The 23,657-nt window shown below is 64.8% G+C and carries 23 protein-coding genes; 16 read left to right on the top strand and 7 right to left on the bottom strand.

Translation table 11 applies throughout. The features are described 5' to 3' along the window. The first annotated feature begins 213 nt into the window (after positions 1–213). Entirely contained in the window at positions 214–1,053 is an 840-nt protein-coding gene (locus QZY01_RS02580) for a class II glutamine amidotransferase (protein WP_294532949.1), read from the top strand. Further along, positions 1,047–2,126: an S-methyl-5-thioribose-1-phosphate isomerase gene (mtnA, locus tag QZY01_RS02575; protein WP_294532947.1), complete on the top strand. Its 1,080-nt coding sequence runs from the start codon at positions 1,047–1,049 to the stop codon at positions 2,124–2,126. The genes QZY01_RS02580 and mtnA overlap by 7 nt, the downstream gene beginning before the upstream one ends. Positions 2,127–2,188: 62 nt before the next feature. Here mtnA and moaA read toward each other — a convergent pair whose 3' ends face one another. Together moaA and QZY01_RS02565 are read right to left on the bottom strand one after the other, a co-directional pair. Beyond that, complete coding sequence (gene moaA / locus QZY01_RS02570) at positions 2,189–3,238, bottom strand: GTP 3',8-cyclase MoaA (RefSeq protein ID WP_294532967.1); 1,050 nt, start codon at positions 3,236–3,238, stop codon at positions 2,189–2,191. Positions 3,239–3,247: 9 nt separating this feature from the next. After that, positions 3,248–4,330: a molybdopterin-binding protein gene (locus tag QZY01_RS02565; protein WP_294532945.1), complete on the bottom strand. Its 1,083-nt coding sequence runs from the start codon at positions 4,328–4,330 to the stop codon at positions 3,248–3,250. A gap of 411 nt (positions 4,331–4,741) precedes the next feature. On the opposite strand from QZY01_RS02565, the gene QZY01_RS02560 reads away from it, so the two are divergent. The 11 genes from QZY01_RS02560 to QZY01_RS02510 all read left to right on the top strand — a co-directional run bounded on the left by QZY01_RS02560 (position 4,742) and on the right by QZY01_RS02510 (position 15,391). After that, positions 4,742–6,007, top strand: coding sequence for an MHYT domain-containing protein (locus QZY01_RS02560; protein ID WP_294532942.1), 1,266 nt, complete (start codon positions 4,742–4,744; stop codon positions 6,005–6,007). A gap of 120 nt (positions 6,008–6,127) precedes the next feature. Next, positions 6,128–6,988, top strand: a complete 861-nt coding sequence (locus tag QZY01_RS02555) for a xanthine dehydrogenase family protein subunit M (protein WP_294532939.1) — start codon at positions 6,128–6,130, stop codon at positions 6,986–6,988. A gap of 40 nt (positions 6,989–7,028) precedes the next feature. Beyond that, positions 7,029–7,529: a (2Fe-2S)-binding protein gene (locus tag QZY01_RS02550; RefSeq protein WP_294532965.1), complete on the top strand. Its 501-nt coding sequence runs from the start codon at positions 7,029–7,031 to the stop codon at positions 7,527–7,529. After that, positions 7,526–9,952, top strand: a complete 2,427-nt coding sequence (locus tag QZY01_RS02545; protein ID WP_294532936.1) for an aerobic carbon-monoxide dehydrogenase large subunit — start codon at positions 7,526–7,528, stop codon at positions 9,950–9,952. Before QZY01_RS02550 ends, QZY01_RS02545 begins: the two co-directional genes overlap by 4 nt. A gap of 79 nt (positions 9,953–10,031) precedes the next feature. Beyond that, positions 10,032–10,922: a MoxR family ATPase gene (locus tag QZY01_RS02540; protein ID WP_294532935.1), complete on the top strand. Its 891-nt coding sequence runs from the start codon at positions 10,032–10,034 to the stop codon at positions 10,920–10,922. A gap of 6 nt (positions 10,923–10,928) precedes the next feature. Next, positions 10,929–12,149, top strand: a complete 1,221-nt coding sequence (locus QZY01_RS02535) for a VWA domain-containing protein (RefSeq protein WP_294532933.1) — start codon at positions 10,929–10,931, stop codon at positions 12,147–12,149. 14 nt (positions 12,150–12,163) lie between these two features. Continuing rightward, on the top strand, positions 12,164–13,033 hold the full coding sequence (locus QZY01_RS02530) for an XdhC family protein (RefSeq protein ID WP_294532932.1): 870 nt from the start codon (positions 12,164–12,166) through the stop codon (positions 13,031–13,033). A gap of 13 nt (positions 13,034–13,046) precedes the next feature. Further along, positions 13,047–13,688, top strand: a complete 642-nt coding sequence (locus QZY01_RS02525) for a carbon monoxide dehydrogenase subunit G (RefSeq protein ID WP_294532929.1) — start codon at positions 13,047–13,049, stop codon at positions 13,686–13,688. Between the two features lie 58 nt (positions 13,689–13,746). Beyond that, the gene (locus QZY01_RS02520) at positions 13,747–14,076 is read left to right on the top strand and encodes an XdhC family protein (protein WP_294532927.1); all 330 of its coding nucleotides are present in this window, start codon (positions 13,747–13,749) and stop codon (positions 14,074–14,076) included. Further along, a complete protein-coding gene (locus QZY01_RS02515) occupies positions 14,070–14,771 on the top strand; it encodes an XdhC family protein (RefSeq protein WP_294532925.1) in 702 nt (233 codons plus the stop codon). Before QZY01_RS02520 ends, QZY01_RS02515 begins: the two co-directional genes overlap by 7 nt. Continuing rightward, entirely contained in the window at positions 14,768–15,391 is a 624-nt protein-coding gene (locus QZY01_RS02510) for a nucleotidyltransferase family protein (protein ID WP_294532922.1), read from the top strand. The genes QZY01_RS02515 and QZY01_RS02510 overlap by 4 nt, the downstream gene beginning before the upstream one ends. A 27-nt stretch (positions 15,392–15,418) precedes the next feature. Here QZY01_RS02510 and QZY01_RS02505 read toward each other — a convergent pair whose 3' ends face one another. The 4 genes from QZY01_RS02505 to QZY01_RS02490 form a co-directional block, all read right to left on the bottom strand. Beyond that, positions 15,419–16,492, bottom strand: coding sequence for a lipocalin-like domain-containing protein (locus QZY01_RS02505; protein ID WP_294532920.1), 1,074 nt, complete (start codon positions 16,490–16,492; stop codon positions 15,419–15,421). Further along, positions 16,482–18,950, bottom strand: a complete 2,469-nt coding sequence (locus tag QZY01_RS02500) for an ABC transporter permease (RefSeq protein WP_294532917.1) — start codon at positions 18,948–18,950, stop codon at positions 16,482–16,484. The genes QZY01_RS02505 and QZY01_RS02500 overlap by 11 nt, the downstream gene beginning before the upstream one ends. 13 nt (positions 18,951–18,963) lie before the next feature. Beyond that, positions 18,964–19,686, bottom strand: a complete 723-nt coding sequence (locus QZY01_RS02495) for an ATP-binding cassette domain-containing protein (RefSeq protein ID WP_294532963.1) — start codon at positions 19,684–19,686, stop codon at positions 18,964–18,966. 177 nt (positions 19,687–19,863) lie between these two features. Continuing rightward, positions 19,864–20,514, bottom strand: coding sequence for a 3'-5' exonuclease (locus QZY01_RS02490; protein ID WP_294532915.1), 651 nt, complete (start codon positions 20,512–20,514; stop codon positions 19,864–19,866). A 486-nt stretch (positions 20,515–21,000) separates the two neighbouring features. On the opposite strand from QZY01_RS02490, the gene QZY01_RS02485 reads away from it, so the two are divergent. The 3 genes from QZY01_RS02485 to QZY01_RS02475 all read left to right on the top strand — a co-directional run bounded on the left by QZY01_RS02485 (position 21,001) and on the right by QZY01_RS02475 (position 22,822). Continuing rightward, positions 21,001–21,345 (top strand): GcrA family cell cycle regulator, encoded by a 345-nt coding sequence (locus QZY01_RS02485; RefSeq protein ID WP_294532913.1) that lies wholly within the window; start codon positions 21,001–21,003, stop codon positions 21,343–21,345. Between the two features lie 57 nt (positions 21,346–21,402). Beyond that, positions 21,403–21,846, top strand: coding sequence for a DUF6481 family protein (locus tag QZY01_RS02480; protein ID WP_294532910.1), 444 nt, complete (start codon positions 21,403–21,405; stop codon positions 21,844–21,846). A 118-nt stretch (positions 21,847–21,964) separates the two neighbouring features. Next, positions 21,965–22,822: an SHOCT domain-containing protein gene (locus tag QZY01_RS02475; RefSeq protein WP_294532909.1), complete on the top strand. Its 858-nt coding sequence runs from the start codon at positions 21,965–21,967 to the stop codon at positions 22,820–22,822. Positions 22,823–23,293: 471 nt separating this feature from the next. On the opposite strand, the gene QZY01_RS02470 is transcribed toward QZY01_RS02475, so the two are convergent. Beyond that, on the bottom strand, positions 23,294–23,605 hold the full coding sequence (locus QZY01_RS02470) for a hypothetical protein (protein WP_294532908.1): 312 nt from the start codon (positions 23,603–23,605) through the stop codon (positions 23,294–23,296). Positions 23,606–23,657: the final 52 nt, after the last annotated feature.

Below are 23,657 nucleotides of genomic sequence, written 5' to 3'. Positions count from 1 at the left end.
ATCACTTATGATGCTGTATCCTCTAAGATTGTGGATCTAGAGGTCCCCCGTTCAAGCCGGGGTGGCGGTACCATCGAATGCGCAACCTGCAAAATTCAACAACGCGACAAAGTTGAACCTGGGCTTTCATCGCATCGGGCGAAAAAGGCTTGCGCGCGGGCGGCTTGTTTCCTATGCCAGAGCTTGGGCGCCCTTCGTTCGCGGGCTCGACACATGTGTGAACTCCTGGGCATGAACGCGAATGTCCCGACCGACATTCGTTTTTCTTTCGCCGCGCTGGCGCGGCGCGGCGGCGAGACCGGCCCGCACCGCGACGGCTGGGGCATCTCCTTCTATGAGGGTAGAGCGGCGCGCGCCTTCCACGATCCGCAGCCTTGCGCCAATTCCGATATGGCGCGGTTCATTGGCGCCCATCCGATCAAGAGCGGCATTGTCATCGCCCATATCCGCCAGGCCAATCGCGGCCGCGTCGCCCTGGCCAACACCCATCCTTTTTCGCGCGAACTCTGGGGCCGGACCTGGACCTTCGCCCATAACGGGCAATTGCGCGGCATCGGCGCGCTGCCACTCGATTTCTATGCGCCGATCGGCGCCACCGACAGCGAGCGGGCGTTCTGCTGGATGCTCGACCAGCTTCGCCAGCGCTTCGAGAGCCTGCCGCCGCCGCACACGCTCGACCGCGAAGTCGCCGCCCTGAGCGCGCGTCTCGCGCGGCTCGGCGTGTTCAACATGCTGCTCTCGGACAGCCGCACGCTCTACGCCTTCTGCGGCAAGAAACTTTCCTGTCTGACCCGCCGCGCGCCCTTCGGCGAGGCGACGCTGATCGACGAGGACCGCAAGGTCAATTTCGCCGAGGAGACCAGCCCCGACGATTGCGTCACCGTGGTCGCCACCGGGCCGCTGACCAGCGACGAGGTCTGGACCCCGATCAAGCCGGGAACCCTGCTCGCGCTGCGCGAGGGAAAAGTCGCCGCCTCGATCTTCACCGAACCGGCCGGCGGCGAAAAATCCCTGGCCGTCAGGCAGATCAACAGGAAATCCGCCCGATGCTGATTAACGGCAAGCCGAGCACGACCATCTGGCCGGACCCGGACGGCGAAGGCGTGTTCATCCTCGACCAGACCCGCCTGCCCCATGCCGTCGTCCCCGTGTTGCTGCGCGACCTTCCCGACGCGGCCAAGGCGATCCGGGACATGTGGGTGCGCGGCGCCCCGCTGATCGGCGTCACCGCCGCCTTTGGCCTCGCCCTGGCGATGCGCCGCGACACCGGCGACGCCTTCCTGCGCGAGGCGGCGGAAATTTTGCGCGCAACCCGGCCGACCGCCGTCAATCTCAACTGGGCGCTGGCGCGCATGACCGGCTTTCTCTCGCAGATGCCGCCGGAGTTGCGCCGCGACGCCGCCTTTTTGCTGGCGAAGAAAATGGCGGCGAACGACATCGCCTGCAACGAGGCGATCGGCGAACACGGGCTGGCGCTCATTCGCGCCGCGCAGGCGCGGCGCGGCGGCGCGGCGGTGCGGATCCTCACCCATTGCAACGCCGGCTGGCTCGCCACCGTCGATTGGGGCACGGCGACGGCGCCGATCTACAAGGCGCAAGCCGCCGGCATCGACCTGCATGTCTTTGTCGACGAGACCCGTCCGCGCAACCAGGGCGCCTCGCTGACCGCTTTCGAACTCGGACAGCAGCATATTCCCCATACGCTGATCGTCGATAACGCCGGCGGCCATCTGATGCAGCGCGGCGAGGTTGACCTCGTTCTCGTCGGCGCCGACCGCATCGCCGCCAATGGCGACGCCTGCAACAAGATCGGCACCTATCTGAAGGCGCTCGCCGCGCGCGATTGCGGCGTTCCCTTCTATGTCGCGGCGCCCGTCTCGACCTTCGACCGGACGCTGGCCGAAGGAAGCCTGATCCCGATCGAGGAGCGGGCGCAGGAGGAAGTGACGCAAATTTCCGGCGCGGCGGCCAATGGCGAGATCGTCTCCGTGCGGCTCGCGCCGAAAACCACCCCAGCGCGAAATCCCGGCTTCGACGTCACCCCGGCGCGGCTGGTCAGCGGCATCATCACCGAAAAAGGCCTCTTCTCCGCCGACACCGAAGCCCTGGCGAAACTCGTCGCGTAACCGTTGCGCGGTCCCGTCGCCCCGGCGCCGACGGGCGTTGAACCTTTGAAACCGCCGAAAGCTCAGCCGCCGGTGTGGCTCATATGCCGGGCGACCGGCGATGGCGCGCCGGACCGGTCGATGACAAAATCATGCCCCTTCGGCTTGCGCGCGATCGCCGCGCGAATCGCCTGTCGCAGCCCTTCGTCGGTCGGGTCGTCGCGCAAGGGCGCGCGCAAATCGGCGGCGTCCGATTGTCCGAGGCACAGGTAAAGCGTTCCCGTGCAGGTGACGCGGACGCGGTTGCAGCTTTCGCAGAAATTATGGGTCAGCGGCGTGATGAAGCCCAGTCGCCCGCCGGTTTCGCCGACACGGAAATAGCGGGCCGGCCCGCTCGTGCAATAAGCGCTTTCCACAAGCGTGAATTTTTCGGCCAGCCGGCGCCTGACAAGGTCGAGCGGCAGGTATTGATCGGCGCGGCGCTCGATTTCGCCCATCGGCATGATTTCGATGAGGCTCAAATCGAAACCGCGCCCATGCGCCCAGACGATCATCGACCCGATCTCGTCTTCGTTGAAATTTTTTACGGCGACCGTGTTGATCTTGACGGAAAGCCCGGCGCGCTGCGCAGCGTCAATGCCGCGCAGCACCTGTTGCAGATCGCCGCGACCGGTGATGGCGCGGAATTTCCGGCAATCGAGCGTGTCGAGCGAGACATTGATTCGCCGGACGCCGCAATCGGCGAGTTTTTGCGCGAACTCGGCCAGACGCGAGCCATTGGTCGTCAGCGTCAATTCGTCGAGCCGCCCGGAATCGAGATGACGGGACAATTGTTGAAACAATTTGAGCACATCGCGGCGCATCAGCGGCTCGCCGCCGGTGAGTCGCAATTTGCGGGTCCCGAGATCGACGAAGGCCGAGCAGAGCCGGTCAAGCTCGCCAAGCGTCAGCACCTCGCTTTTCGGCAGGAAGGTCATGTCCGGCGACATGCAATAGGCGCAGCGAAAATCGCAGCGGTCGGTGACCGACACCCGCAGATAGGAGATGGCGCGTCCAAAAGGATCGACCAGCGTCGGGACGACGGGCGATTCGTCGCGCGCGCAATTGTGCTTGAGGGGGTCGGGAACCGCAATCGTCACGTCTCAAAACCCCATTTCATTGGGCGCCGGCGCAGCGGCGGCGTCGAGCGGGCGCCCGGTTTGATGGCGTCCAGCGGAAATCCGCCGCTCCCGCGCCTCGCTTTTGTGCGGACGCGCGGGCGCGGAGATGAGCCCGCCGGCGCCCATCCGCCGGATGTCGCGGCTCGTCACCGGCACGCGCGCCAGCAGGCGATGCAGCACCCAGTCGAAACCGTTCTCCTTGCAGGATCTGGCGCAGCCGGGCGCGCCAAGCACCGGCGTCGCGTCACCGAGACGGGCGAGCAGCAGCAGATTGCCCGGATCGACCGGCATGCCGAATTGCACGATATGCCCGCCGCAGGCCTCGATGGCGGCGGGAATGACATCGCGGCGGTCGGTGATGGCGGAAGCGCCGAAGACAATCACCAGATCGCAAGACCTTGAGAGGCGCGCAATGTTCCGCGCCAGCGCCGGCGCCTCGTGCGCCACCCGCTCCTCGGCGGCGATGACGGAGCCCGACGCGGCGATGCGGTCCGCCAGAACCATCAACGTCTTGTCGATGGCGCTGGATTTGAGCCCCGGCAGCAGCGTCGAGACGACGCCGATTCGCTGCGGCTGGTAAGGGGCCGTCGAAATCCGTCCCTCGCGCGCGACCGCGAGCGCCGCCGCGAGGCTCGACTGCGCCACGGCGAAGGGGATGATCTTGACGGTCGCCACCATCTCGCCTTCAAGCACAACGGCCATCGGCGCGACGGTCGCCAGCGTGATCGCCTCGTCCACGTCGTTGAGCCGGTCGATAAGGCCCCGGTCGGCCAGGAAGATTCCGTCGCGTTGCGCATGGAGATTGACCCGGCCGGTCATGGGCGCGCGAATCGCCAGATGGTCGCCGGCCAGCGCCCCGGCGACAGCGAGAGCGGCGGCGTCCTCGCCGACCTCGCCCGGCTCCATCCGCGCCACGACAATCTCTTCGACACCAAGACCACGCAGCGCCGCGACATGGCCGGCGGTGACGATTTCGCCCTTGTCGAGGACCAGCGGACCGAATTTGAGCCGGTGGGCGACGATGCCGCCCAGGCTATGCTCGATCGCAACGGCGCCGAATTTCATGCGAAACGCTCCTGCAAATTCCTCGGCGGCGGATGACGCAATTCGGTTGCGCCCATAGCCGAAGCGCGATCTTGAATTCACCTGGCGCGCTGCGCGAAGAGGCGTCGGAGTTGGCCAGGATTTGCCCGAGCGCAGATTCTCTCTCAAATTATTGTGACAAGGAGCGTCCAATTTCGGCCGGCGGGCGACAATGATTTTTGTTCGATGCGGGCGCCCCGCGCACGAAACGACAGCCAGAGCGCACGAATTGCGGCGCCGGTCGCGCCGGTCTTCACGAAATGCCGACGCGATGGCCAGACGGAAGCTGTCTCGGCGCCCCCTGCGAGGCTCTTTGCATTTGCGCCGAAATCCCCGATATTGCTCTCAACAAACGCGGTCGAAGAATCGCGACTCTGGGGAGAGCGGGCAGGGATGGGACATGAACCCTGGCTGGTGGCGCTGTCGGTCGCCATGGCCATACAGGGCAGTTACGTTGGCTTGCAGCTCGCGGGAAACCTGAACGCGTCCTCGCTGTTGTCGCGGAGGTTGCGGCTGGTCGGCTCCGCGACGGCTTTCGCGGTCGGCATCTGGTCGATGCATTTCATCGGCATGCTCGCCGCCCGATTGCCGGCGGGCGTCGATTTCCTCGTCCTGCCGACCCTGATCTCCTTCCTGATCTGCGTCATTGTCGTCGGCCTGGCGGTTTGCGCCCTGCACATGGGGGGATCGCCGCGTCTGCGCCTGGCGCTCGGCGCGCTCGCCATGGGCAGCGGCATCTTCATCATGCATTACGTCGGCATGGTCGCCGTTCACGCCAATGCGCTGATGGTTCACGACTATTTTCAAATGGCGCTGGCCTTCGGCATCGCCGTCCTGACCAGCGGCTTCGCGCTCTGGCTGTTGAACCGTCCGGCGGGAGGCGTGCCGGTCTGGCTCGCGGCCTGCGTGCTGGGCCTGGCTGTTTCGGGCATGCATTACACCGCCATGACGGGGACCTCCTTTACCTTGTGCGAGGCGCCCGCCGGCGCCAGCCCGCCGGCTTTGTCGCGCGATACCTTGGCCATTATCGTCGCCCTGATCGGCTTCTCGGTGTCGGGGAGTTTTCTGCTTTCGCTGCTGCCGGACGACAAAAAGCCGGCGCCGGCCGAGCGCGCCGCCCCGTCGCCCACGGCTGTTCCCGCCCCGGCGCTGGCCGTTTCCGCGCCCGTGAGCGCGGCGCCCGCAATTGCCGCCGCAAACGCATCGCCGGAAAGCGATTCGGGCGCCGTCTCGCGCCTCGGCCCGGCCAGCCCTCCGCCGGTGACCAATTATGAAAGCATCATCGTCGAGAAGGACGGCAAGCCGCGCCATATTCTGTTCGACGATATCCGCTCGGTGCGCGCCAATGCGCATTACACCTTCATTTCCGACGGCGCGCAGGAATATTTCTGCAAATTGTCGATCGGCGGCGTCGAGACTCTGCTGGCCTCGCCGCGCTTCATGCGGGTGCATCGCAGCTTTATCGTCGCCCTCGCCTTTGTCTCCGGCGTGCGCCGGCAAGGCGAAAACGGCTTTGTCGATATTGCGGGCGCGAAGGTGCAATGCAGCATTCCCATTGCGCGCGGACGTATTGCGGCGCTGCGTCAAAGAATTGAAGGCGAAAAAATGCCGGTCCGGCTCGCACGCGATCCGCCATTCGTGAAAACCGCGCCGCAATAGCCGCATTTCGTGCAAGCCGCTCCTCATTTGGCGCCCGAACGACGCGCTTGAGCCAATTGCCATTGTTGCTGCACCGCGATGGCGGCGACCCTCCGAAAACACGAAACGTCGGAGGAATCGATGATCCCGGGCGCATTCACCTATCACAGACCGAAGTCGATCGACGAGGCCGCCGCGCTGTTGACGAGCCTTGGCGAAGAGGCCCGGCCGCTGGCGGGCGGCCATAGTCTCATCCCGATGATGAAGCTGCGGATGGCGACGCCCGAACATCTCGTCGATCTCGCCGGCATTCCCGAACTCAAGGGCGTCTGCCAGAACGGCGGCGATATCATCATCGGCGCGATGACCACCCAGGCCGAGTTGATCGCCTCCGAACTTCTGGCGGCGCAGGTCCCGATTTTGCGCGAGACGTCGCTGGTTATCGCCGATCCGCAGATTCGCTATTGCGGGACGCTGGGCGGCAATGTCGCCAATGGCGATCCGGGCAATGACATGCCGGCGGTGATGATGACGCTCGACGCCCGCTACACGATTGTCGGCGAGAAGGGCCGCCGCGTCATCCCGTCGCGGGAGTTCTATCAGGGCGCTTATTACACCGCGCTGGAACCCGGCGAATTTCTGGTCTCGGTCACGATCCCGGCCCTGCCTGACGGTCATGGCTTCGCCTATGAAAAGATGAAGCGCAAGGTCGGCGACTACGCCACCGCCGCCGCAGCTGTCGTCCTGACCAAAAAAGACGGCGTCATCGCGACCTGCGCGCTGGCCCTGACCAATGTCGGCGACACCGCGCTGTTTGCCGAGGAGGCCGCGCAAATCCTGATCGGCTCGCGCCTCGATGCGGCGAGTCTCGCCCGGGCGGCGGCGGCGGCGGAAGCCATCGCCGCGCCGGCGACCGACGGGCGCGGCACGGCCGCCTACCGCACCAGCATCGCCGGCGTCATGGTCGCCCGCGCTGTGCGCCGCGCCTTCGAGCGCGCCTGAACCGCTTCAAGACATTCGAAGAGAGGGCGAAATGTCAAAGATTCAGAAGATGCATGTCACGATGACCGTCAATGGCGAGACGGTCGAGGGGCTCGTCGAGCCGCGAACCCTGCTGATCCATTTCATCCGCGAGCACTTGCTGCTCACCGGCGCCCATATCGGCTGCGACACCGGCCATTGCGGCGCCTGCACGCTCGATATTGACGGCAAGTCCGTCAAATCCTGCACCATGTTCGCCGTCCAGGCCGAAGGGTCCTCGATCGTCACCATCGAGGGCTTGGCGGCGCCCGATGGAACGCTGCACGCGCTTCAGGAGGGTTTCCGGATGATGCACGGGCTGCAATGCGGCTACTGCACGCCGGGCATGATTCTGCGCGCCCACCGGCTCCTGATCGAAAACCCGAACCCGACCGAGGCCGAAATCCGCTTCGGCATTTCCGGCAATCTCTGCCGCTGCACCGGCTACCAGAATATCGTCAGGGCGATCCAGTACGCCGCGGCAAAGCTTAACGGCACACAATTTCAGGAGGCCGCGGAATGAACGACCTGACCCCCACCAAGGAACAGCGCGAAGCCCGGCTCGAAGGCATGGGCTGCAAGCGCAAGCGCGTCGAGGACATCCGCTTCACCCAGGGCAAGGGCAATTATGTCGATGACATCAAGCTGCCCGGCATGTTGTTCGGCGATTTCGTCCGCTCGACCTATGCCCACGCGCGCATCAAACGCATCGACACATCCAAGGCGAAGGCTCTGCCCGGCGTTCGCGCCGTCCTGACCGCCGACGATCTGAAGCCTTTGAACCTGCATTACATGCCGACGCTCGCCGGCGATGTCGCCGCCGTGCTCGCCGACGAAAAAGTGCTGTTCCAGAACCAGGAAGTCGCCTTTGTCGTCGCCGACGACCGCTATATCGCCGCCGACGCCATCGAACTGGTCGAAGTCGAATATGAGGAGCTTGAGCCGCTCACCAACCCCTTCAAGGCGATGGACGCCGACGCGCCTTTGCTGCGCGAGGACATCAAGGGCAAGATGGAAGGCGCCCACGGACCGCGCAAACATTATAATCACATCTTCAACTGGCAGGTCGGCGACCGGGAGGCCGCCGACGATATCTTCGCCAGCGCGCCGGTCAAGACCAAGGACACCTACTGGTATCACCGGACCCATCCGTCGCCGCTCGAAACCTGCCAGAGCCTCGCCTCCTACGACAAGGTCACCGGCCATCTGACGATCTACGGCACGTTTCAGGCGCCTCATGTCGTGCGCACCGTGGTCTCGATGCTGTCGGGCATTCCCGAGAGCAAGGTCCATGTGATCGCCCCCGACATTGGCGGCGGATTCGGCAACAAGGTCGGCGTCTATCCCGGCTATGTCTGCTCGATCGTCGCCTCCATCGTCCTCGGCAAGCCGGTCAAATGGGTCGAGGACCGGATGGAAAACCTGTCCACCACTTCCTTCGCCCGCGACTATCACATGACCACCGAACTGGCATCGACCCAGGACGGAAAGATTCTCGGCATGCGCTGTTACGTGCTGGCCGATCACGGCGCTTTCGACGCCTGCGCCGATCCCACCAAATGGCCTGCCGGCTTCATGAATATCTGCACCGGCTCCTACGGTATTCCGGTCGCCCATCTGGAGGTGGACGGCGTCTATACCAATAAGGCCTCGGGCGGCGTCGCCTATCGCTGCTCCTTCCGGGTAACGGAAGCCGTCTACGCCATCGAGCGCGCGGTCGAAGTGCTGGCGCAGAAACTGGGCATGGATTCCGCCGACCTGCGCCTGAAGAATTTCATCCGGCGCGAGCAATTCCCCTACAAGTCGGCGCTCGGCTGGGAATATGATTCGGGCGACTATCATCTGGCGATGAACAAGGCGATGGAGGCCGTCGGCTATCGCCAGTTGCGGGCCGAGCAGGCGGAAAAGCGCGCCGCCTTCCAACGCGGCGAAACCCGCGAAGTCATGGGGATCGGCGTTTCCTTCTTCACCGAGATCGTCGGCGCCGGCCCGTCGAAAAACTGCGACATTCTCGGTGTCGGCATGTTCGACTCCTGCGAAATCCGTATTCACCCGACCGGTTCGGCGATTGCGCGCATGGGCACCAAAAGTCAGGGCCAGGGCCATGAGACCACCTATGCCCAGATCGTCGCCACCGAACTCGGCATTCCCGCCGACCAGATTCAGGTCGAGGAGGGCAATACCGACACCGCGCCCTATGGGCTTGGCACCTATGGATCGCGTTCGACCCCCGTCGCCGGCGCGGCCATCGCCATGGCGTCACGGAAAATCCGCGCCAAGATGCAGATGATCGCCGCCCATCTGCTCGAAGTGCATCACAACGACCTCGACTGGGATATCGACGGCTATCAGGTCAAGGGCCTGCCCGAGAAGCGGATCGGCGTGAAGGAAATCGCCTGGGCCGCCTATCACCAGCCAATTCCCAATCTCGAACCGGGTCTTGAGGCGGTCAATTATTACGATCCGCCCAATATGACCTATCCGTTCGGCGCCTATTTCTGCGTGATGGACATAGATGTCGATACCGGCGCCGCCAAGGTCCGGCGGTTCTATGCGCTCGACGATTGCGGCACGCGCATCAATCCGATGATCATCGAGGGCCAGGTGCATGGCGGGCTGACCGAAGCCTTTGCGGTCGCGATGGGACAGGAGATCCGCTACGACGCCGCCGGCAATGTCATGGGCGCGTCCTTCATGGACTTCTTCGTGCCGACCGCCGTCGAGACGCCGCATTGGGAAACCGACTTCACGGTCACGCCCTCGCCGCACCATCCCATCGGCGCCAAGGGCGTCGGCGAGAGCCCGCATGTCGGCGGCGTCCCCTGTTTCTCCAATGCGGTCAACGACGCCCTCTCGTTCTGCGGCTCGGTGCATATCGACATGCCCCACGACGCCTGGCGGATCTGGGAAGCCGCCGAGAAACTGGGCCTGCACAAGGCGGCATGAGGGGGAGGGGCCCTGTCTCTGGGGGACAGGGCCCAACGGCGTTCGGCCCGCCGAACCGGCCCGAGGAAAGTTTGAGCGCATGACTTCGATGTTTCCGGTTCGCCATGAGATCCGCGAGCGCCTCGCCGCCGTCGGCTATATCGCCGACAGCGACCTTGCGACCGCGCTCTGGCTGATGGAGCTGCTCAACCGGCCGCTGCTGCTCGAAGGCGAGGCGGGCGTCGGCAAGACGGAAGTCGCCAAGGCGCTTGCCGCCGTCCATGGCTACAAGTTGATCCGGCTGCAATGCTATGAGGGTCTCGATCAGAACGCCGCGCTCTATGAATGGAATTACCAGCGCCAGATTCTGGCGATCAAGGCGCATGAGCAGCGCGCCAACTCGGTCGCCGAAATCGAGGAGCATATTTTCTCGGAAGCCTTTCTGCTGGAGCGGCCGATTCTCGCGGCGATCCGGTCGGAACAGCCGGTGGTGCTGCTGATCGATGAAGTGGATCGCGCGGACGAGGAATTCGAGGCCTTCCTGCTCGAGTTCCTGTCGGAATATCAGGTGACGATTCCCGAACTCGGCACGGTCGCGGCGCGCTCGATTCCGCGCGTCGTGCTGACCTCCAACGGCTCGCGCGAAATTTCCGACGCCCTGCGCCGGCGCTGCCTCTATCACTATGTCGATTTTCCACAACCCGACCGCGAGGCCGCGATCATTCGCGCGCGTCATCCCGAGGTCGAGGCGCGCCTCGCCATCCAGGTGGCGCGCCTGCTTCAGGCGATCCGCCAGGAAGAGCTGCGCAAGGCGCCCGGCGTCGCCGAAACGCTCGATTTCGTCGTCGCCCTGAGCGGCCTCGGCGAGGGCGATCTGACGCGCGATCCCGACGCGATCCATGAAATCCTGACGACTTTGCTCAAGACCCGCGAAGACCAGAGCCGGATCACGCGCAAGGTGGTCGCGCGTCTCGTGGCCAAGGTGGCGTGACCTGATATGACCGACGCCCGGCCCCACCCCCCCAAAGCCCCGACCGCCGCGGAATTTTCGGCGCTCGATTTCGTCGTCGCGCCCATGCGCGAGCGGCTTTCGGCCTTTGTCGCGACGCTGCGCGCCAATGGTTTTGCGGTCGGACTGGCGGAGAGCCACGACGCGCTTCGCGTCCTCGGCGCGCCCGACATGACCGGGCGCGATGGGCTGCGCGTCGCGCTGCGGGCGCTGTTCGCGTCGCGCCGCGCCGACTGGGACAAGTTCGACGCGATTTTCGACGCCTTCTGGCTGGCCAAAGCAACCCGAGGCGAGACGAGAGCCAGCGACGAGCGCCGCAAGCCGCCGACCAGACCGCCCGGCGCCGGCGAAACCGAAGCCGGCGGCGCGGGCGGCGAGGCCGGCGCGGCGCAAGGCGCGATGGACGAGGCTGCGGACAGGCGGGAAAGCGACCGCCGCAGCCGCGCCTCGGCGCGCGAAAGTTTTATGAGGACCGACTTCCGCCACATGCTGGATCGCGAGCAATTGCAGCGCGCCTTTCTACTGGCAAGCCGTCTGGCGGCGAAGATGCGGACCCGCCTGACGCGCCGGCAAAGAATCGCCCGCCGGGGGCGGCGCCTCGACCTGCGCCGGACCATCCATCGCAGCATCGGTCGCGGCGGCACGCCGGTCGAACTCATGTTCCGCAAGCGCCGCGTGCGGCCGCTCAAACTGGTGATCCTGCTCGACGCCTCCGGCTCGATGATCGCCTATACGCCGGTTTTCGTATGCTTCATGCACGGCGCGGTCGAAAGCTTCAAACGCGCCGAAGGTTTTGTGTTCCACACGCGCCTTGTCTGCGTGACCGAGGCGATCCGCGAAAAAAACCCGCAACGCGCCATCGAGCGGCTTGGCTTGCTCGCCGAGGGCGTCGGCGGCGGCACAAGAATCGGCGCATGTCTGGCGACCTTCAATGCGCATCATGCCGCGCGGGCCATCGACGCGAAGACCGTGACGATGATCGTCTCCGACGGTTTCGAAACCGGCGACGCCGAGGGTCTTGGCGAGGCGATGCGCGATTTGCGCAAGCGCTGCAAGCGCATCGTCTGGCTCAATCCTTTGCTCGGCTGGCGCGGCTACGAGCCTTTATCGGCGGGCATGACGGCGGCGTTGCCCTATGTCGATGTTTTCGCTCCGGCCCATAGCCTCGAAAGCCTCGAAGCCCTCGAACCCATTCTGGCATGCATGTGAGAGGAGACCGGACCATGCCCACCTCCGACCTGACCGCCACGATGCGACGCCTGCAGGACAGCGATATTTCCTTCGCCGTCGCCACGGTCGTGCGCACCCTTTCCGTCACCGCCGCCAAGGCGGGCGCCAAGGCGGTGATCCTCGCCGACGGGACCATCGGCGCCGGATGGATCGGCGGCGGCTGCGCGCGCGGCGCGACGCTCAAGGCGGCCCGCGAAGCCATCGCCGACGGTCGCCCGAGGCTGATCTGCGTCGAGCCGAAGGACCTGCTGTCGGACAAGGGCGTGAGCGCGGGCGAGGTGCGGGACGGCGTGCGCTATGCGGCCAACATGTGCCCAAGCCAGGGTGCGATGGAGATTTTCATCGAGCCGGTGCTGCCGCGCCCCGAACTCGTCGTGATGGGCGCCTCGCCGGTCGCGGTGACGCTCGCCGAAACCGCCGGGCGGTTCGGCTATGACGTGACGCTCGCCGCCCCCGCCAGGGATCACGAAGCCTTTGCCGGCGTCGAACACAAAATCGACGGCTTTACCCTTCCCCCGACGAGCCGGCGCCGCTTCATCGTCGTATCGACCCAAGGGACGGGCGATGAAGCGGCGCTTGCCGCGGCGCTCAAAGCCGAGGCCGTCTTTGTTGCTTTCGTCGGCTCGCGCCGCAAGTCGCAGCACCTCACCGCGAAGCTTCGCGATGTTGGCGTACCGGAAGACCGGCTGGCGGCGTTGAAGGCGCCCGCCGGTCTCGACATCGGCGCCGAGACCCCGCCGGAAATCGCCCTTTCCATCCTCGCCGAACTCGTCTGCGTCCGCGCCCATTATGCGGACGACGGCAGACTCCTCCCGCAACCGATTGCCAATCGATCGCCTGACTTGGCAGTGCTTAGAAAATGAAAGGCGCGTACCCATGGATATGAACGATTCCCAGCGCATCGAGGCCCCTCGCGATGCGGTCTGGAACGCCTTGAACGATCCCGAAGTGCTCAGGCAATGCATTCCCGGGTGCGAAAGCATCGAGAAACTCTCCGATACCGAATTGGAGGCCGCATCGACCCTGCGCGTCGGTCCGATCAAGGCTTCGTTCAAGGGCAAGGTGATGCTGTCGGACATCGACCCGCCCAACGGCTACAAGATTTCCGGCGAAGGATCGGGGGGCCTCGCCGGCCACGCCAAGGGCGGCGCCAAAGTCGGACTCGTCGCCGATGGCGCCGCGACGATTCTCAACTACGAGGTCAAGGCCGAAGTGGGCGGCAAGATCGCGCAATTGGGCGGTCGCCTGATCGACGCGACGGCCAAAAAACTCGCCGGGGAATTTTTCGAAAAATTCGGGGCCATCGTCGCCGCCGGCCATGCGCCCGAGGCCGCAGTCGCGGTCCCCGCCAAAGCCGGCTGGTGGGCGGCGCTGCGCGCCTGGCTCGGCCGCTGGTTCCGCAAGGCCAGCCCGGCGATGCTGCTGGTTTTCGGCCTGAGCATACCCACATGCTGTCTCGACGGGTCGCATCACCGCGCCGGCGAAATGCCGTTTCCGATCTGCACGGCGCAAAGCTGACGGCAGGCATGTATTGGCGGCGCGCGGAAGCTCGCCTTGTTTATGGAGGGGCAAACCAGTGACGACAGCCGACGACGCCATTTTGCTGGAAGCCGAGAACTGGGTAAGGTCGGGACGCCGGGCGGCGCTGGCCACCGTGGTCGAAACCTGGGGTTCCGCGCCGCGTCCGGTCGGCAGCCGCATCCTGGTGGACGACCAGGGCCATTTTCTCGGCTCGGTTTCGGGCGGATGCGTAGAAGCCGATGTGATCTCCGCCGCGCTCGACGCCGTAGAGACGGGTAAGCCCCGGCTGCTCGAATTTGGCGTTGCCGACGAGACGGCGTGGCGCGTCGGCCTTTCCTGCGGCGGCAAAATCAAGGTCTATGTGGAGAGAATCGACGGATGCTAGCCAAAAACCTATTCGCCCTCAACGCCGAAATCGCCCTGCGGCGGCCGGCGATCCTGGTCACCGACCTTGCTGCCGGCGCCCAAAGACTGGTCCGCCGCGACGAGGCCGGGCGCGATCAACTGGCGGGCGTGCTGGAACAGAGTTTCCAGTCCGGCGCGAGCGGCGTCGTGACGGTCGATGGCGCACAGCTTTTCATTCACGTCCATTTGCCCTGCGTCCGGCTGGTGATTGTCGGCGCGGTGCATATCGCGCAGGTTCTGGCCCCCATGGCGCGGCTCGCCGGTCTCGAAGTCGCCGTCGTCGATCCGCGAACGGCCTTCGCTTCGCCCGAGCGCTTTCCCGAGGTCGATCTGATCGCGCAATGGCCGCAGGACGCCTTGCCGGCGCTGCGGCTCGATCGCCGCACGGCGGTGGTGCTCCTGACCCACGATCCCCGCATCGACGATCCGGGCCTGGTCGCCGCGCTCGATGCGGATTGTTTCTATATTGGCGCGCTGGGATCGAAAAAGACCCATGCGAAACGGATCGAACGTCTGCGCGCCGCAGGCATCGGCCCGGCGGCGCTGGCGCGCATCCACGCCCCCGTAGGGATCGATATCGGCGCCCTGACGCCGCCCGAAATCGCGGTTTCCATCCTCGCCGAACTCATTGCCGCGCAAGGACGCAAGGCGCTTCGCGCCGAGGAGGCGGCATGAGCGTCGCAGCCATCCTCCTCGCCGCCGGACGCGCAAGCCGATTCGGCGCAGGCCCCGACGACAGCAAGGTTCTGGCGCGAATCGAGGGCGTCTCGCTGCTGGCGCGCGTCGCTGGAGCCGCCGCGCGTTCGCGCGCCTCAAGCGTCGTCGCCGTGGTCGGTCACGCTTCTTCGAAAGTCGAAGCCGAGTTGAACGGCTTCGACTTCGACATCGTGCGCAATGAAAATCTCGATCTGGGCCTCTCGCATTCGCTGCGGCTCGGGCTGGCGGGCGTTCCTGCATCCGCTTCGGCGGCTGTCGTGCTGCTCGCCGACATGCCCTATGTCAGCGCCGAAATCATCGACGCCTTGATAAGCGGCTTTGAAACGGAGCGCCCGGAGCCGCTCGCCGTCATGCCGGTCTATCGCGGCGCGCGCGGCAACCCGGTGCTGTTGAGCCGGAAAATCTTCGCGGAAGCCGAAAACATCCGGGGAGATCGCGGCGCCCGCCATATTCTCGATCAAATGCCGCTGGGCGTTCTCGACATCCCGATGGCTTCGGACTCGATCCTGCTCGACATCGACACGCCGGAAATGCTGGGCAGCGCGGCAAACGGCTTTCGCTTCAAGCGGCAGGCGTGAAACGGGCGGTAGGCCGAACTCCGGAACTCAATAGCCGGTCATCTCCAGATAGCCTTTGCCCTCGTGCGAACCGTGAAAGGCGATGGGGCCTTCCCAGTAGGGAAAACTGGTCGCCATCCAGCTTGCGGCGTTGACCGGCGTCGTTTCGATGTCGATGCCTTGGCTCTTCACCTGAAGCTTCCAGCCAACCGGAACGACGCGACCGGAAACCGGCGTCGGCGCGAGCGGCGTCAGTACGATGTCGTCGCGACCGAGCGCCTGCTGCGCGCCGTCGGCGCCGATCCAGGTCCCGGCGCGGAAATCGCGGCCGGTCTCGTCGCGGAGCCGGAACACCATCAACTTGGCGCCGGTCGAAAAATGCAGCGAAAACCAGTCCCAGCCCTTCTGGGTTGCGGCCAGAGGCTGGCTGCTCCATTCCCGGTCCATCCAGGCGAGGCCCGACAACTTGACTTGCCTGCCATGAAGCACGAGCACGCCGTCGATTCGGAAGAAGGGCTGGCTGAAATAATAAGAGGCGCGGCCATCGTCGGATTTGAGGCTGAAGCCCTGATCGCCTTGCCGGACGACCGGCTTGTCGGCGGCCAGATCGAAGGCATAGCGAAAGCCCGGGCCATTGGCGGATATGGTCAGGCGCGAAAGTCCCGCGCCGGGCGCGTCGGCATCGGCGGCAAAAGTCCAGTCATCGATCCATGCCCGGAAAGGCTCGGCGGTCACGCCCGCCTGTCCGACGCCGCCGCGCGCAAAAGTCTCGGCGAACAAGTGCTCGGTCGCGGTGGTCACCGCCGCGTGCCCCATCCAGATATTCTGGCTCGCCCAGCCCGGGCGCTCAATGCCCGGGGCCCGCGCCTGACGGAACAGCGTCCATTGCACGCCATAGGAGGCGCCGGAGTCGTCGGTGAGATTGGCCGTCAGATACCACCATTCGGTGCGAAAACCGGGATGCGGGCCGAAATCGCGCGGGAAAACCAGCGGCTTTCCCGGAGTCGCCTGTTCGAAACCCGCCGCTTCTCCCCCCAGCCCCGCGAATCCGTCGGCGGAGGCCGCAGGGGCGAGCAAGGCCAGCGCGGCGAACGCGAAGAGCCCGATCCATTTAGCGCTCATTGGCGAAAACCCTCGTCAGTTCCGCCGGCGTTGTCCGATTGAGACGAAGGATCGGCGCGATGGCGGCGAGCGACGCCGTCAGCAGCGCCAACGCCAGGATCTGCGCCCATTGCCCGGGAAAGAGATAGAACGGCAGGCGCCAGCCGAAGGCCTGCACGTTGACCACCGCCACGAGGCACCACGACAGCGCGAGCCCGAGCGGCAGCGCGACGACGGCCGTCGCGGCGGTCAGCAGCAGAATGCGCAAGAATTCGAGTTGCGCCAGCCGGCGGCGGGGGACGCCCAAGGCCCAGACGGGCGCCACCTGCGCAATGCGCATGTTGCTCAGCGTCGACAGGCTCGCCAGCAGGGCGATGGCCGAGACGATCAGGGTGAGCGTATTGAGCGCCGCCGTCACCGCGAACGTATGTTCGAAAATGCGCATCGAGATTTTCTTGACGAAGGCCTGATCGGTAATGCGGACGATCTGCGCGCCGAACCCGGCCTGCATGGCGGCGATCAGCGGCGCGACCGCGTCCGGCGCAACCCTCAGTCCATAGGTCGTGCGCGGCGCGTCGGGCCAATGCCGGGTCAAAGCATCGATATCGATGCGCGCCTGTCCCTTCGGGTTGCCGTAATCGGGAAAAACGCCGACAATCTTCGGACGCCAGATCGCGCTTCCGACCGGAATTTCCAGGGTCGAGCCAAGCGCCAGATCCAGCCGGTGGGCAAGCTGTTCGCTGACGAGCACGCCGTCGCCGCGCTTCACGAGGTCCCATGGGTCGTCCGATTGGGCAATGAGCGGGAAATGCGAACGGTAGGTTTCGTGGGCGGTCATGCCGACGATTTCGGTCGGCCAGCCGGCGAGCCTCACCATCGTTTTCGCCGCCGGCAGCACCGCCCGAACTTCCGGCCGCATCGCCAGCCAGGCTTCGATGCTTTGCGCTTGCGGGGCGCCCGCCGCCTCGAAATAGACTTCCGCCGCCAGACGCTCGTCCAGCCAATGGGTGAAGGTCTGGCGAAACCCCTCGACCATGCCGCCGACGCCGACATTGGTCGCCAAGGCGAGCATCAGCGCCGTCAAGGCAAGCGACAGGCCGGGAAGCTGTTGCTGGCTGTCCGCCCAGAACCATTGCGCGAGCGGCGCGGACGCGGCTTTCTCACCAAGCCGCAAGGCGCCCGCGAGCAGAGTCGGCAATAACAGCGCCGCGCCGAACAGCAGGCCGGCGATGGTGGCAAATCCCGAATAAAGGCCCTTGCCGAAAAAATACGCCGCCAGTGCGACGGCAAAGGCCAGAAGCGCAAAAAAGGCCCGGCGCCGCATGAAATTTTGCTGGGCCTGCCGCCAGGCGAAGGGCTGGGCCGCCGCCAGGACAGGCAGGTGAAAAGCCTTGGACAGCCCCCCCGCCGCGGCGATCAGCGCGCCGCCAAGGGCGATGCCGAGGCCCGACAGCAGCCATTTCCCGTTGAGCGCCAGCCGTCCCGCCACCTGCGCGCCATAAAGCGCATCGAGACTGGCCGCCACGTTGGGTAATAGCGCGGAGGCGAGCTGGAAGCCGGCGGCGACGCCGACGCCGCCGGCGACCAGCGCCAGCAGCACGAGTTCCGCGACCATCGCGGCGACCAGCGTGCGCGCCGAAACGCCGACCGCGCGCATGGTCCGCACCATCGCCAGCCGCTGCTCGAAAGCCAGCCCAAAAGCGGCATGAACGATGAACAATCCGACGAGAAAGGCCAGCAGTCCGAAAGCGGTGAGATTGAGGTGGAAGCTTTCGGTCAGCCGCCGCAGGTCCGCCTCCTCCTCTCCCGGCGGCAGAAAACGCAGGGCGTCGCCGGCGACGTCGGCGAGCGTCGGCGTTCCGGCGGCGGGCGGCTCGCGCAGGATCAGCCGCGAGATTTGGCCGGGCCGTCCGAGCAGCGCTTGCGCCACGCCGATATCGACGACGAGGACGCCGGGCGCCGACCTGGCGCTCGACTTGATCGGCGGCAGCGTCCGGCCGCCGTCGAGGGAAATTGCGGCGCCTTCCTGCGCCCTCAGATCGCGCAGGGTCTCCGGCGCAGCGATGGTTTGTCCGGGCGGATCGAAAAAGGCGCCAAAACCGTCTTCGCCCAACAGGCCGCCCAATTGTTGACCGCGCGGCAGGCTCAAAGGCTCGATCCCGATCAGCTGGAAGGGCAAGCCGCGAACCAGAAGGGTTCCTTCGAGGGCTGGCGAGACCTTCCAGCCGGCCAGCCGCAATTTGACGAAAACATCCTGCGAAACCGCCCCGCCGCCCCCCGGGACCAGGCTTTGCGCGCCGTCGCCCGCGAAAACCGACGCCGCGCGGTCATAACTGTCACGCGCGTGGGCGTTCAGCGCCTGCACTCCGCTCCACAGCGCCGTGGCTATGGCCAGCCCGACGAACAGCGCGGCGAAATTGGCCGGCCGCCGGCGCCAATGGCTCAACAGCGTGACCAGCGTCCAGAACGCGACTCTCATGATTTTTCGATTCTCATGGCTGTTCGATCGTTCCCGCGCTGAGCCGGACCTGCCGTTGCAGTTTCGCGGCCTGCCTTTCGCTATGGGTCACCATCAGGAAAGCGCAGCCCGTCGCGGCGACGACGTCGAGCGCCAGCGCCATGAAATCGTCGGCGGTGGCTTCGTCGAGATTGCCGGTGGGCTCATCCGCCAGCAACAGACGCGGACGAGCGGCGAGCGCCCGGGCGATGGCGGCGCGCTGCTGCTGGCCGCCGGAAAGCTGTTCGGGATAGCGCTCCAGCAGTTTTTCCAGCCCGAGCCGATGGATCAGCTCCTCCTGCCAGACCGGATCGAGACGGCCCGCGAGGCGCGCCTGAAACGCGACATTGGCGCGGATCGTCAGACTGGCGATCAGGTTGAACTGCTGGAACACGACGCCGAGCGTCTCGCGCCTCAGCGCCGCGCGGCCGAAGTCCGAAAGCCGCGTCACCTCGAAGCCATCGACGAAAATATCGCCCTGTTCGGCGTCGTCGAGTCCGCCGACGAGATGCAGCAGCGTGCTCTTGCCGCTGCCGGATTCCCCCATCAGGGCAAGGCTGGCGCCAACGTCGAGCGAAAGATCGACGCCCTTGAGGACAGCGACGGGGCCTTGGGGCGTGCTGTAGCTTTTCCGCAAGCCGACGACGCGCAACAGGGACGACGCCCTGCCGGCGCCCGGCGTCCGCGCGCTCCGTTGGCTTCGATCTGCATCGTCCATGGTCGCGGGGCGGTTCATTCGGGGGCTTTCAGCTCGCAAGGAAAGGCTGTGGTGTTACGCATCCTTCATCTCACCCGGACCATCGGGCGCAGGATTTACGCTTGCCGGAACGGACCCCTGGCGCCATGCGGCGCGCCGGCCCAACGCCTTCTCAGGCGGAAGTCCGACACCGCCCTTTCAGGCGGAAGTCCAAGTCCTTGGCGTTTCGCTGATGCCGTGCTTGAGTTGCTGCTCCAGCAGGATCAGCGCGTCGGCGGTCATTTCGGCGTCGAGAAGCGCGCCATGGCGCGCGTCGCGGCTGCTGGAATCGAGCGCCAGCCGGTCGCACATCGAGGTCAGCGACTTGCCCGCGCCGGGATAGAGCTGGGCGAACAATCTTTGCGTGCAGATATAGCGCTCCTCGTCATAGGCGCTCTCGCCCCAGGATGTCGCCTTGGCGCGGGCAAATTCGTAATCGAGGAAATCGCGCTCGTTCTTGTAGGCATGGGCGACAATCGGCGCTTGCGCGACGAAATCGCGCAACTTGGACAACAGCATCGGAAAGCGCGGCGCCCCGTTAAGTTCGACGGGGCGAATCCCGTGGATTTTGATCGCCGCCGGGTCGATGGGGCCATCCGGATTGACCAGCGTGCGCCAGCTCTCGCCGAGCTTCCAGCTTTCGCCGTCGCGCAGAATTTCGACAAAGCCCAGTTCGATGACGACGCCCGGCGGCTTCCAGGCGAAGGGCTGCTTGCGGATGAATTCGGGGCTGGGCGCGCGTTTTCCCGTGGTCTCGGCGTCGAAGGCGACGAGCCGGTCGAAACGATCCAGAAAGTCCGGCTTGAACATGTGCGCCTCCCTATTTGCCGGTCCTTCTTACGCTTTCCGGCGCTCGCGGTCACGATGAACGGGCAAAGCCGCCGGATTTGACGGTTTTGCCTCGTAAATGCCATGCCGACGCGCTATATAGATCGCAGAGTTTTGAAGCGGTCGCACGCTTCAATCTTTTTCACGCCGGACTTGCTCCTCCAAAGCTCCGAGTTTCACGAAAAGTCAGAGGGCTTTTCGTCGCAAACACGGCGCGGGGAAAAGTTCCTCCGACGCAACAAGGCCTGACGCCATCGACCCTCGAACAGGACCGATGGCCTTCGCTCCGGCAGGAGCGGCGCTTTTTTCATCCGACCCGTCGGAAGAAAAGGCGGATGGCGCCGGGGATTGAAGGCGGGATGCGAAAAGCAGATCCGGTTTTTCGCGAGGTTCCCGAAACTTTCATGGAAATGCGCGCGCGACGATTTTTCGCGAAATTGCGTCGCGCGACTGGGACGATTAAACGCTATGAGCAAAATCAATGATCCCGTGGTACGGCCGGTTTTCGAAAACGTGTTGATCGAGCGACAGGACGCGGCCAACCGTTTCATCGGCGCGCAGGCGACCAGCGCCAAATGGATGGTGCTTCCCAGTTCGCGCCCGGCTCGCCTGGCGGAGCTGCGCAGCAGCATGTGCCGCTGGCCGATCGGCGATCCCCAGCTTTATGAGGCCTTCCGCTTTTGCGGCGCCTCCTGCCGCCTTGGCGACAGCTATTGCGCCGCTCACAAGAAAATGGCATTCGCGCCGAGTAAACCGGCGCGAAAAATCCCCGACGGCGTGGTTTCGCCCGCCCGGTTGCTGGCCAAGGGCTGAAAGCCTGGGCCGGAGACTTTTTTTCAAACACACCAACCCCAATGGAACAGGATAAAAATGACGGCATTCAATGGCGCAAGCTTTCAGGACAGGCAAAAAACCGCGGCCGAAGCCCGCAAGGCCCTGCTCGATAAATTCAAGGCGAGACCCTCCGAAGACGATCCCACAGTGATCGAGCGCGAGGCCCAGCGGCGCGAAATCGCGGCGGCGCGCGAGGCGAGGACGGCGGAACGCGAGGCGAAGCGCCAGGCGGAGGCCGAACAAAAGGCCCGCGACGACGCCGAGAAAGCCGCTCATGACCAGGCGCGACTGGAATCCGAGCAACGCGACCGCGAAGCGGCCAGCCTGATCGAGGCGAAAGAGCGCGAAGCGGCGGCGCAGGATGCCTTGCAGGCCAAGGCCCAGCTCGAAATCGAGAAGAAAGCCGAACGCGACGCCCGCTATGCCGCCCGCAAGGGGCGCAAGGCGCAAGCCAAGTCCGAAGAACGCCGCTACCGCTGAGTCGGCCCGGATTGACCTGCCGACATGGGCTCGCAAACATCGATCTGCGGGCTTCATTGGCGCCTCACGAGGCGCCATCTGCTTTTCAAGGTCGTTGTTTCATCACGGAGTCGGCCCAATGCAGGAACTCACGCCCGAAGGGCTGCGGATCGTCGAGACTCTTGCGCAGGCCCATTCTGTTAGCCCGGAAGCCGTCCTTGTCCTGTTGAGCGCGCTGGCGGCGGGCGGCGGGACCCAGGCGCAGTTCAACCATCCCGATCTCGGCGGCATGGGGCAATGGTCGCAGGGCGGCATGATCATGATTGGCGACATGTTCAATCAGGGCCTCAAATATAAGGTCGGCGCGCTCTGCGACGAGCTTTCCGGACTGTTGCGCAGCCAGCCCTTGTTCACGCCGAGCCGGATGCAAAGTCAGGCGCAGAATCAAGGCGGCGGCGTCAGCCTGTTCGTCTCCGGGGCGGGCTCCAGCCAGGGATGGCCCTCCGAGCTTGGCGTCCCCTCTTCGACGGGCGCGCAGAATGATCTGGCCTATGCGTTTTTTCCGGCGACTCGCCGCCTCGCCATCCGGCAGGGCGGCCAGACCCGCATCTACGACACCGGCGACCACCAGATCGGCGGCTTTTCGCAACAGCAAGGCGGCGACCAGTCGCTGACCTTCACCAGCCAATACGGACTGGTGCGCGTCGCCGACCTGCCTGCGGTCGCGCCGGCCGGCCAAAGCGCGCCGCGAGCGCCGGCGGAGCCTGCCGCGCCAAGTTTCGAGCCAAATATCGACCGGGGCGCCCCGCGCGCGCCTGTCTTCCAGCCCGAGCCCTCCCCCGCCGCGCCGACCAAAGCGCCAGTCGCGCCGAAAAGCCCGACATCCCACGACGATATTTTCTCGGCGCTCGAACGCCTCGCCGATCTTCGCCAGAAGAACATCCTGACCGAAGAGGAATTCGTCGCGAAAAAGGCCGAGCTGCTGAGCCGCCTGTAACCGCGCCTGTCCGGTGCATCGCGCCAACTATCTTGATTTCATGGCGATGAGCGGGCTTTTGCGGACCGTCGGCAGCAAAGCCTGCATCGGCGGCAATCGGCTCCAAGGCGACCGCCACACGATGTTCGCTGACCGTCTCAACTCGACGTAGAGCGGGTACAGCAGACCTCGGCTTTGAACGCCTCAATTGGGGGCGAACCAAGCCTTCCTCCGCGACCCCGTAAGGCGCGGTATCCGCCCAATGCCGAGGTTGTTGCCCAAGAGGCCGCCATGACAGGCCCTGGTTTCGCGCCGCCTGTTGGCCAGGAAATGCGGACGCGAGATGTTATGCCATCGGCCCTTGAAAAGGACCGATCGTATTAAGTCTCGGCATTTGTTGGCTTGGGTCCGCGCCGCTTGGGCGGCGGCAGCGGCGCGATCAGCGCCAGCTCGGCCTCCGACCTATCGTTTGAATAGCGCGCCCGAATGACTTCATAATCCTTCGCGCAATCGGCCTCGTTCCAAGGCGCCGCGAATCTCCCAAAGTTTTTGCAAACCAAGGGAATCGAGGGCCGCGAGGACGATCATCCAATTTCGGGTCAGGCTCACAGATAACTTTCTCAATGGAGCTAAGCTATAAAATAATAATGGCGCAATTAATTGAATCTCAGGGCGTGTCCAAACGATATAAAATATTATCCATGCAGAAATTATGAATAAAATCTGTAATGTATAGACGCTTATTTTAGATATCGAAAACATTGCTCTATCTCCATAGGTGAGAGTTACGAGCAAAACATCCATTTATTCTCTATAAAAATCGAAAAATTTAAATTATTTTTGTATTAATTTTTAT

The sequence above is a fragment of the uncultured Rhodoblastus sp. genome, from assembly GCF_903903185.1.
GTDB lineage: Bacteria > Pseudomonadota > Alphaproteobacteria > Rhizobiales > Beijerinckiaceae > Rhodoblastus.
This window is presented reverse-complemented; position numbering and strand designations above follow the sequence as displayed.

Bases quoted from the DNA above. Each gene is read 5' to 3' on its own strand.
- QZY01_RS02505 (WP_294532920.1), bottom strand. From the start codon at position 16,492: ATGAGCGCTAAATGGATCGGGCTCTTCGCGTTCGCCGCGCTGGCCTTG.
- QZY01_RS02490 (WP_294532915.1), bottom strand. From the start codon at position 20,514: ATGTTCAAGCCGGACTTTCTGGATCGTTTCGACCGGCTCGTCGCCTTC.
- QZY01_RS02500 (WP_294532917.1), bottom strand. From the start codon at position 18,950: ATGAGAGTCGCGTTCTGGACGCTGGTCACGCTGTTGAGCCATTGGCGC.
- QZY01_RS02535 (WP_294532933.1), top strand. From the start codon at position 10,929: ATGACCGACGCCCGGCCCCACCCCCCCAAAGCCCCGACCGCCGCGGAA.
- QZY01_RS02525 (WP_294532929.1), top strand. From the start codon at position 13,047: ATGGATATGAACGATTCCCAGCGCATCGAGGCCCCTCGCGATGCGGTC.
- QZY01_RS02510 (WP_294532922.1), top strand. From the start codon at position 14,768: ATGAGCGTCGCAGCCATCCTCCTCGCCGCCGGACGCGCAAGCCGATTC.
- QZY01_RS02470 (WP_294532908.1), bottom strand. From the start codon at position 23,605: ATGGATGTTTTGCTCGTAACTCTCACCTATGGAGATAGAGCAATGTTT.
- QZY01_RS02485 (WP_294532913.1), top strand. From the start codon at position 21,001: ATGAGCAAAATCAATGATCCCGTGGTACGGCCGGTTTTCGAAAACGTG.
- QZY01_RS02555 (WP_294532939.1), top strand. From the start codon at position 6,128: ATGATCCCGGGCGCATTCACCTATCACAGACCGAAGTCGATCGACGAG.
- QZY01_RS02560 (WP_294532942.1), top strand. From the start codon at position 4,742: ATGGGACATGAACCCTGGCTGGTGGCGCTGTCGGTCGCCATGGCCATA.
- QZY01_RS02580 (WP_294532949.1), top strand. From the start codon at position 214: ATGTGTGAACTCCTGGGCATGAACGCGAATGTCCCGACCGACATTCGT.
- QZY01_RS02515 (WP_294532925.1), top strand. From the start codon at position 14,070: ATGCTAGCCAAAAACCTATTCGCCCTCAACGCCGAAATCGCCCTGCGG.
- QZY01_RS02475 (WP_294532909.1), top strand. From the start codon at position 21,965: ATGCAGGAACTCACGCCCGAAGGGCTGCGGATCGTCGAGACTCTTGCG.
- QZY01_RS02565 (WP_294532945.1), bottom strand. From the start codon at position 4,330: ATGAAATTCGGCGCCGTTGCGATCGAGCATAGCCTGGGCGGCATCGTC.
- QZY01_RS02495 (WP_294532963.1), bottom strand. From the start codon at position 19,686: ATGGACGATGCAGATCGAAGCCAACGGAGCGCGCGGACGCCGGGCGCC.
- mtnA (WP_294532947.1), top strand. From the start codon at position 1,047: ATGCTGATTAACGGCAAGCCGAGCACGACCATCTGGCCGGACCCGGAC.
- QZY01_RS02530 (WP_294532932.1), top strand. From the start codon at position 12,164: ATGCCCACCTCCGACCTGACCGCCACGATGCGACGCCTGCAGGACAGC.
- QZY01_RS02540 (WP_294532935.1), top strand. From the start codon at position 10,032: ATGACTTCGATGTTTCCGGTTCGCCATGAGATCCGCGAGCGCCTCGCC.
- QZY01_RS02480 (WP_294532910.1), top strand. From the start codon at position 21,403: ATGACGGCATTCAATGGCGCAAGCTTTCAGGACAGGCAAAAAACCGCG.
- QZY01_RS02545 (WP_294532936.1), top strand. From the start codon at position 7,526: ATGAACGACCTGACCCCCACCAAGGAACAGCGCGAAGCCCGGCTCGAA.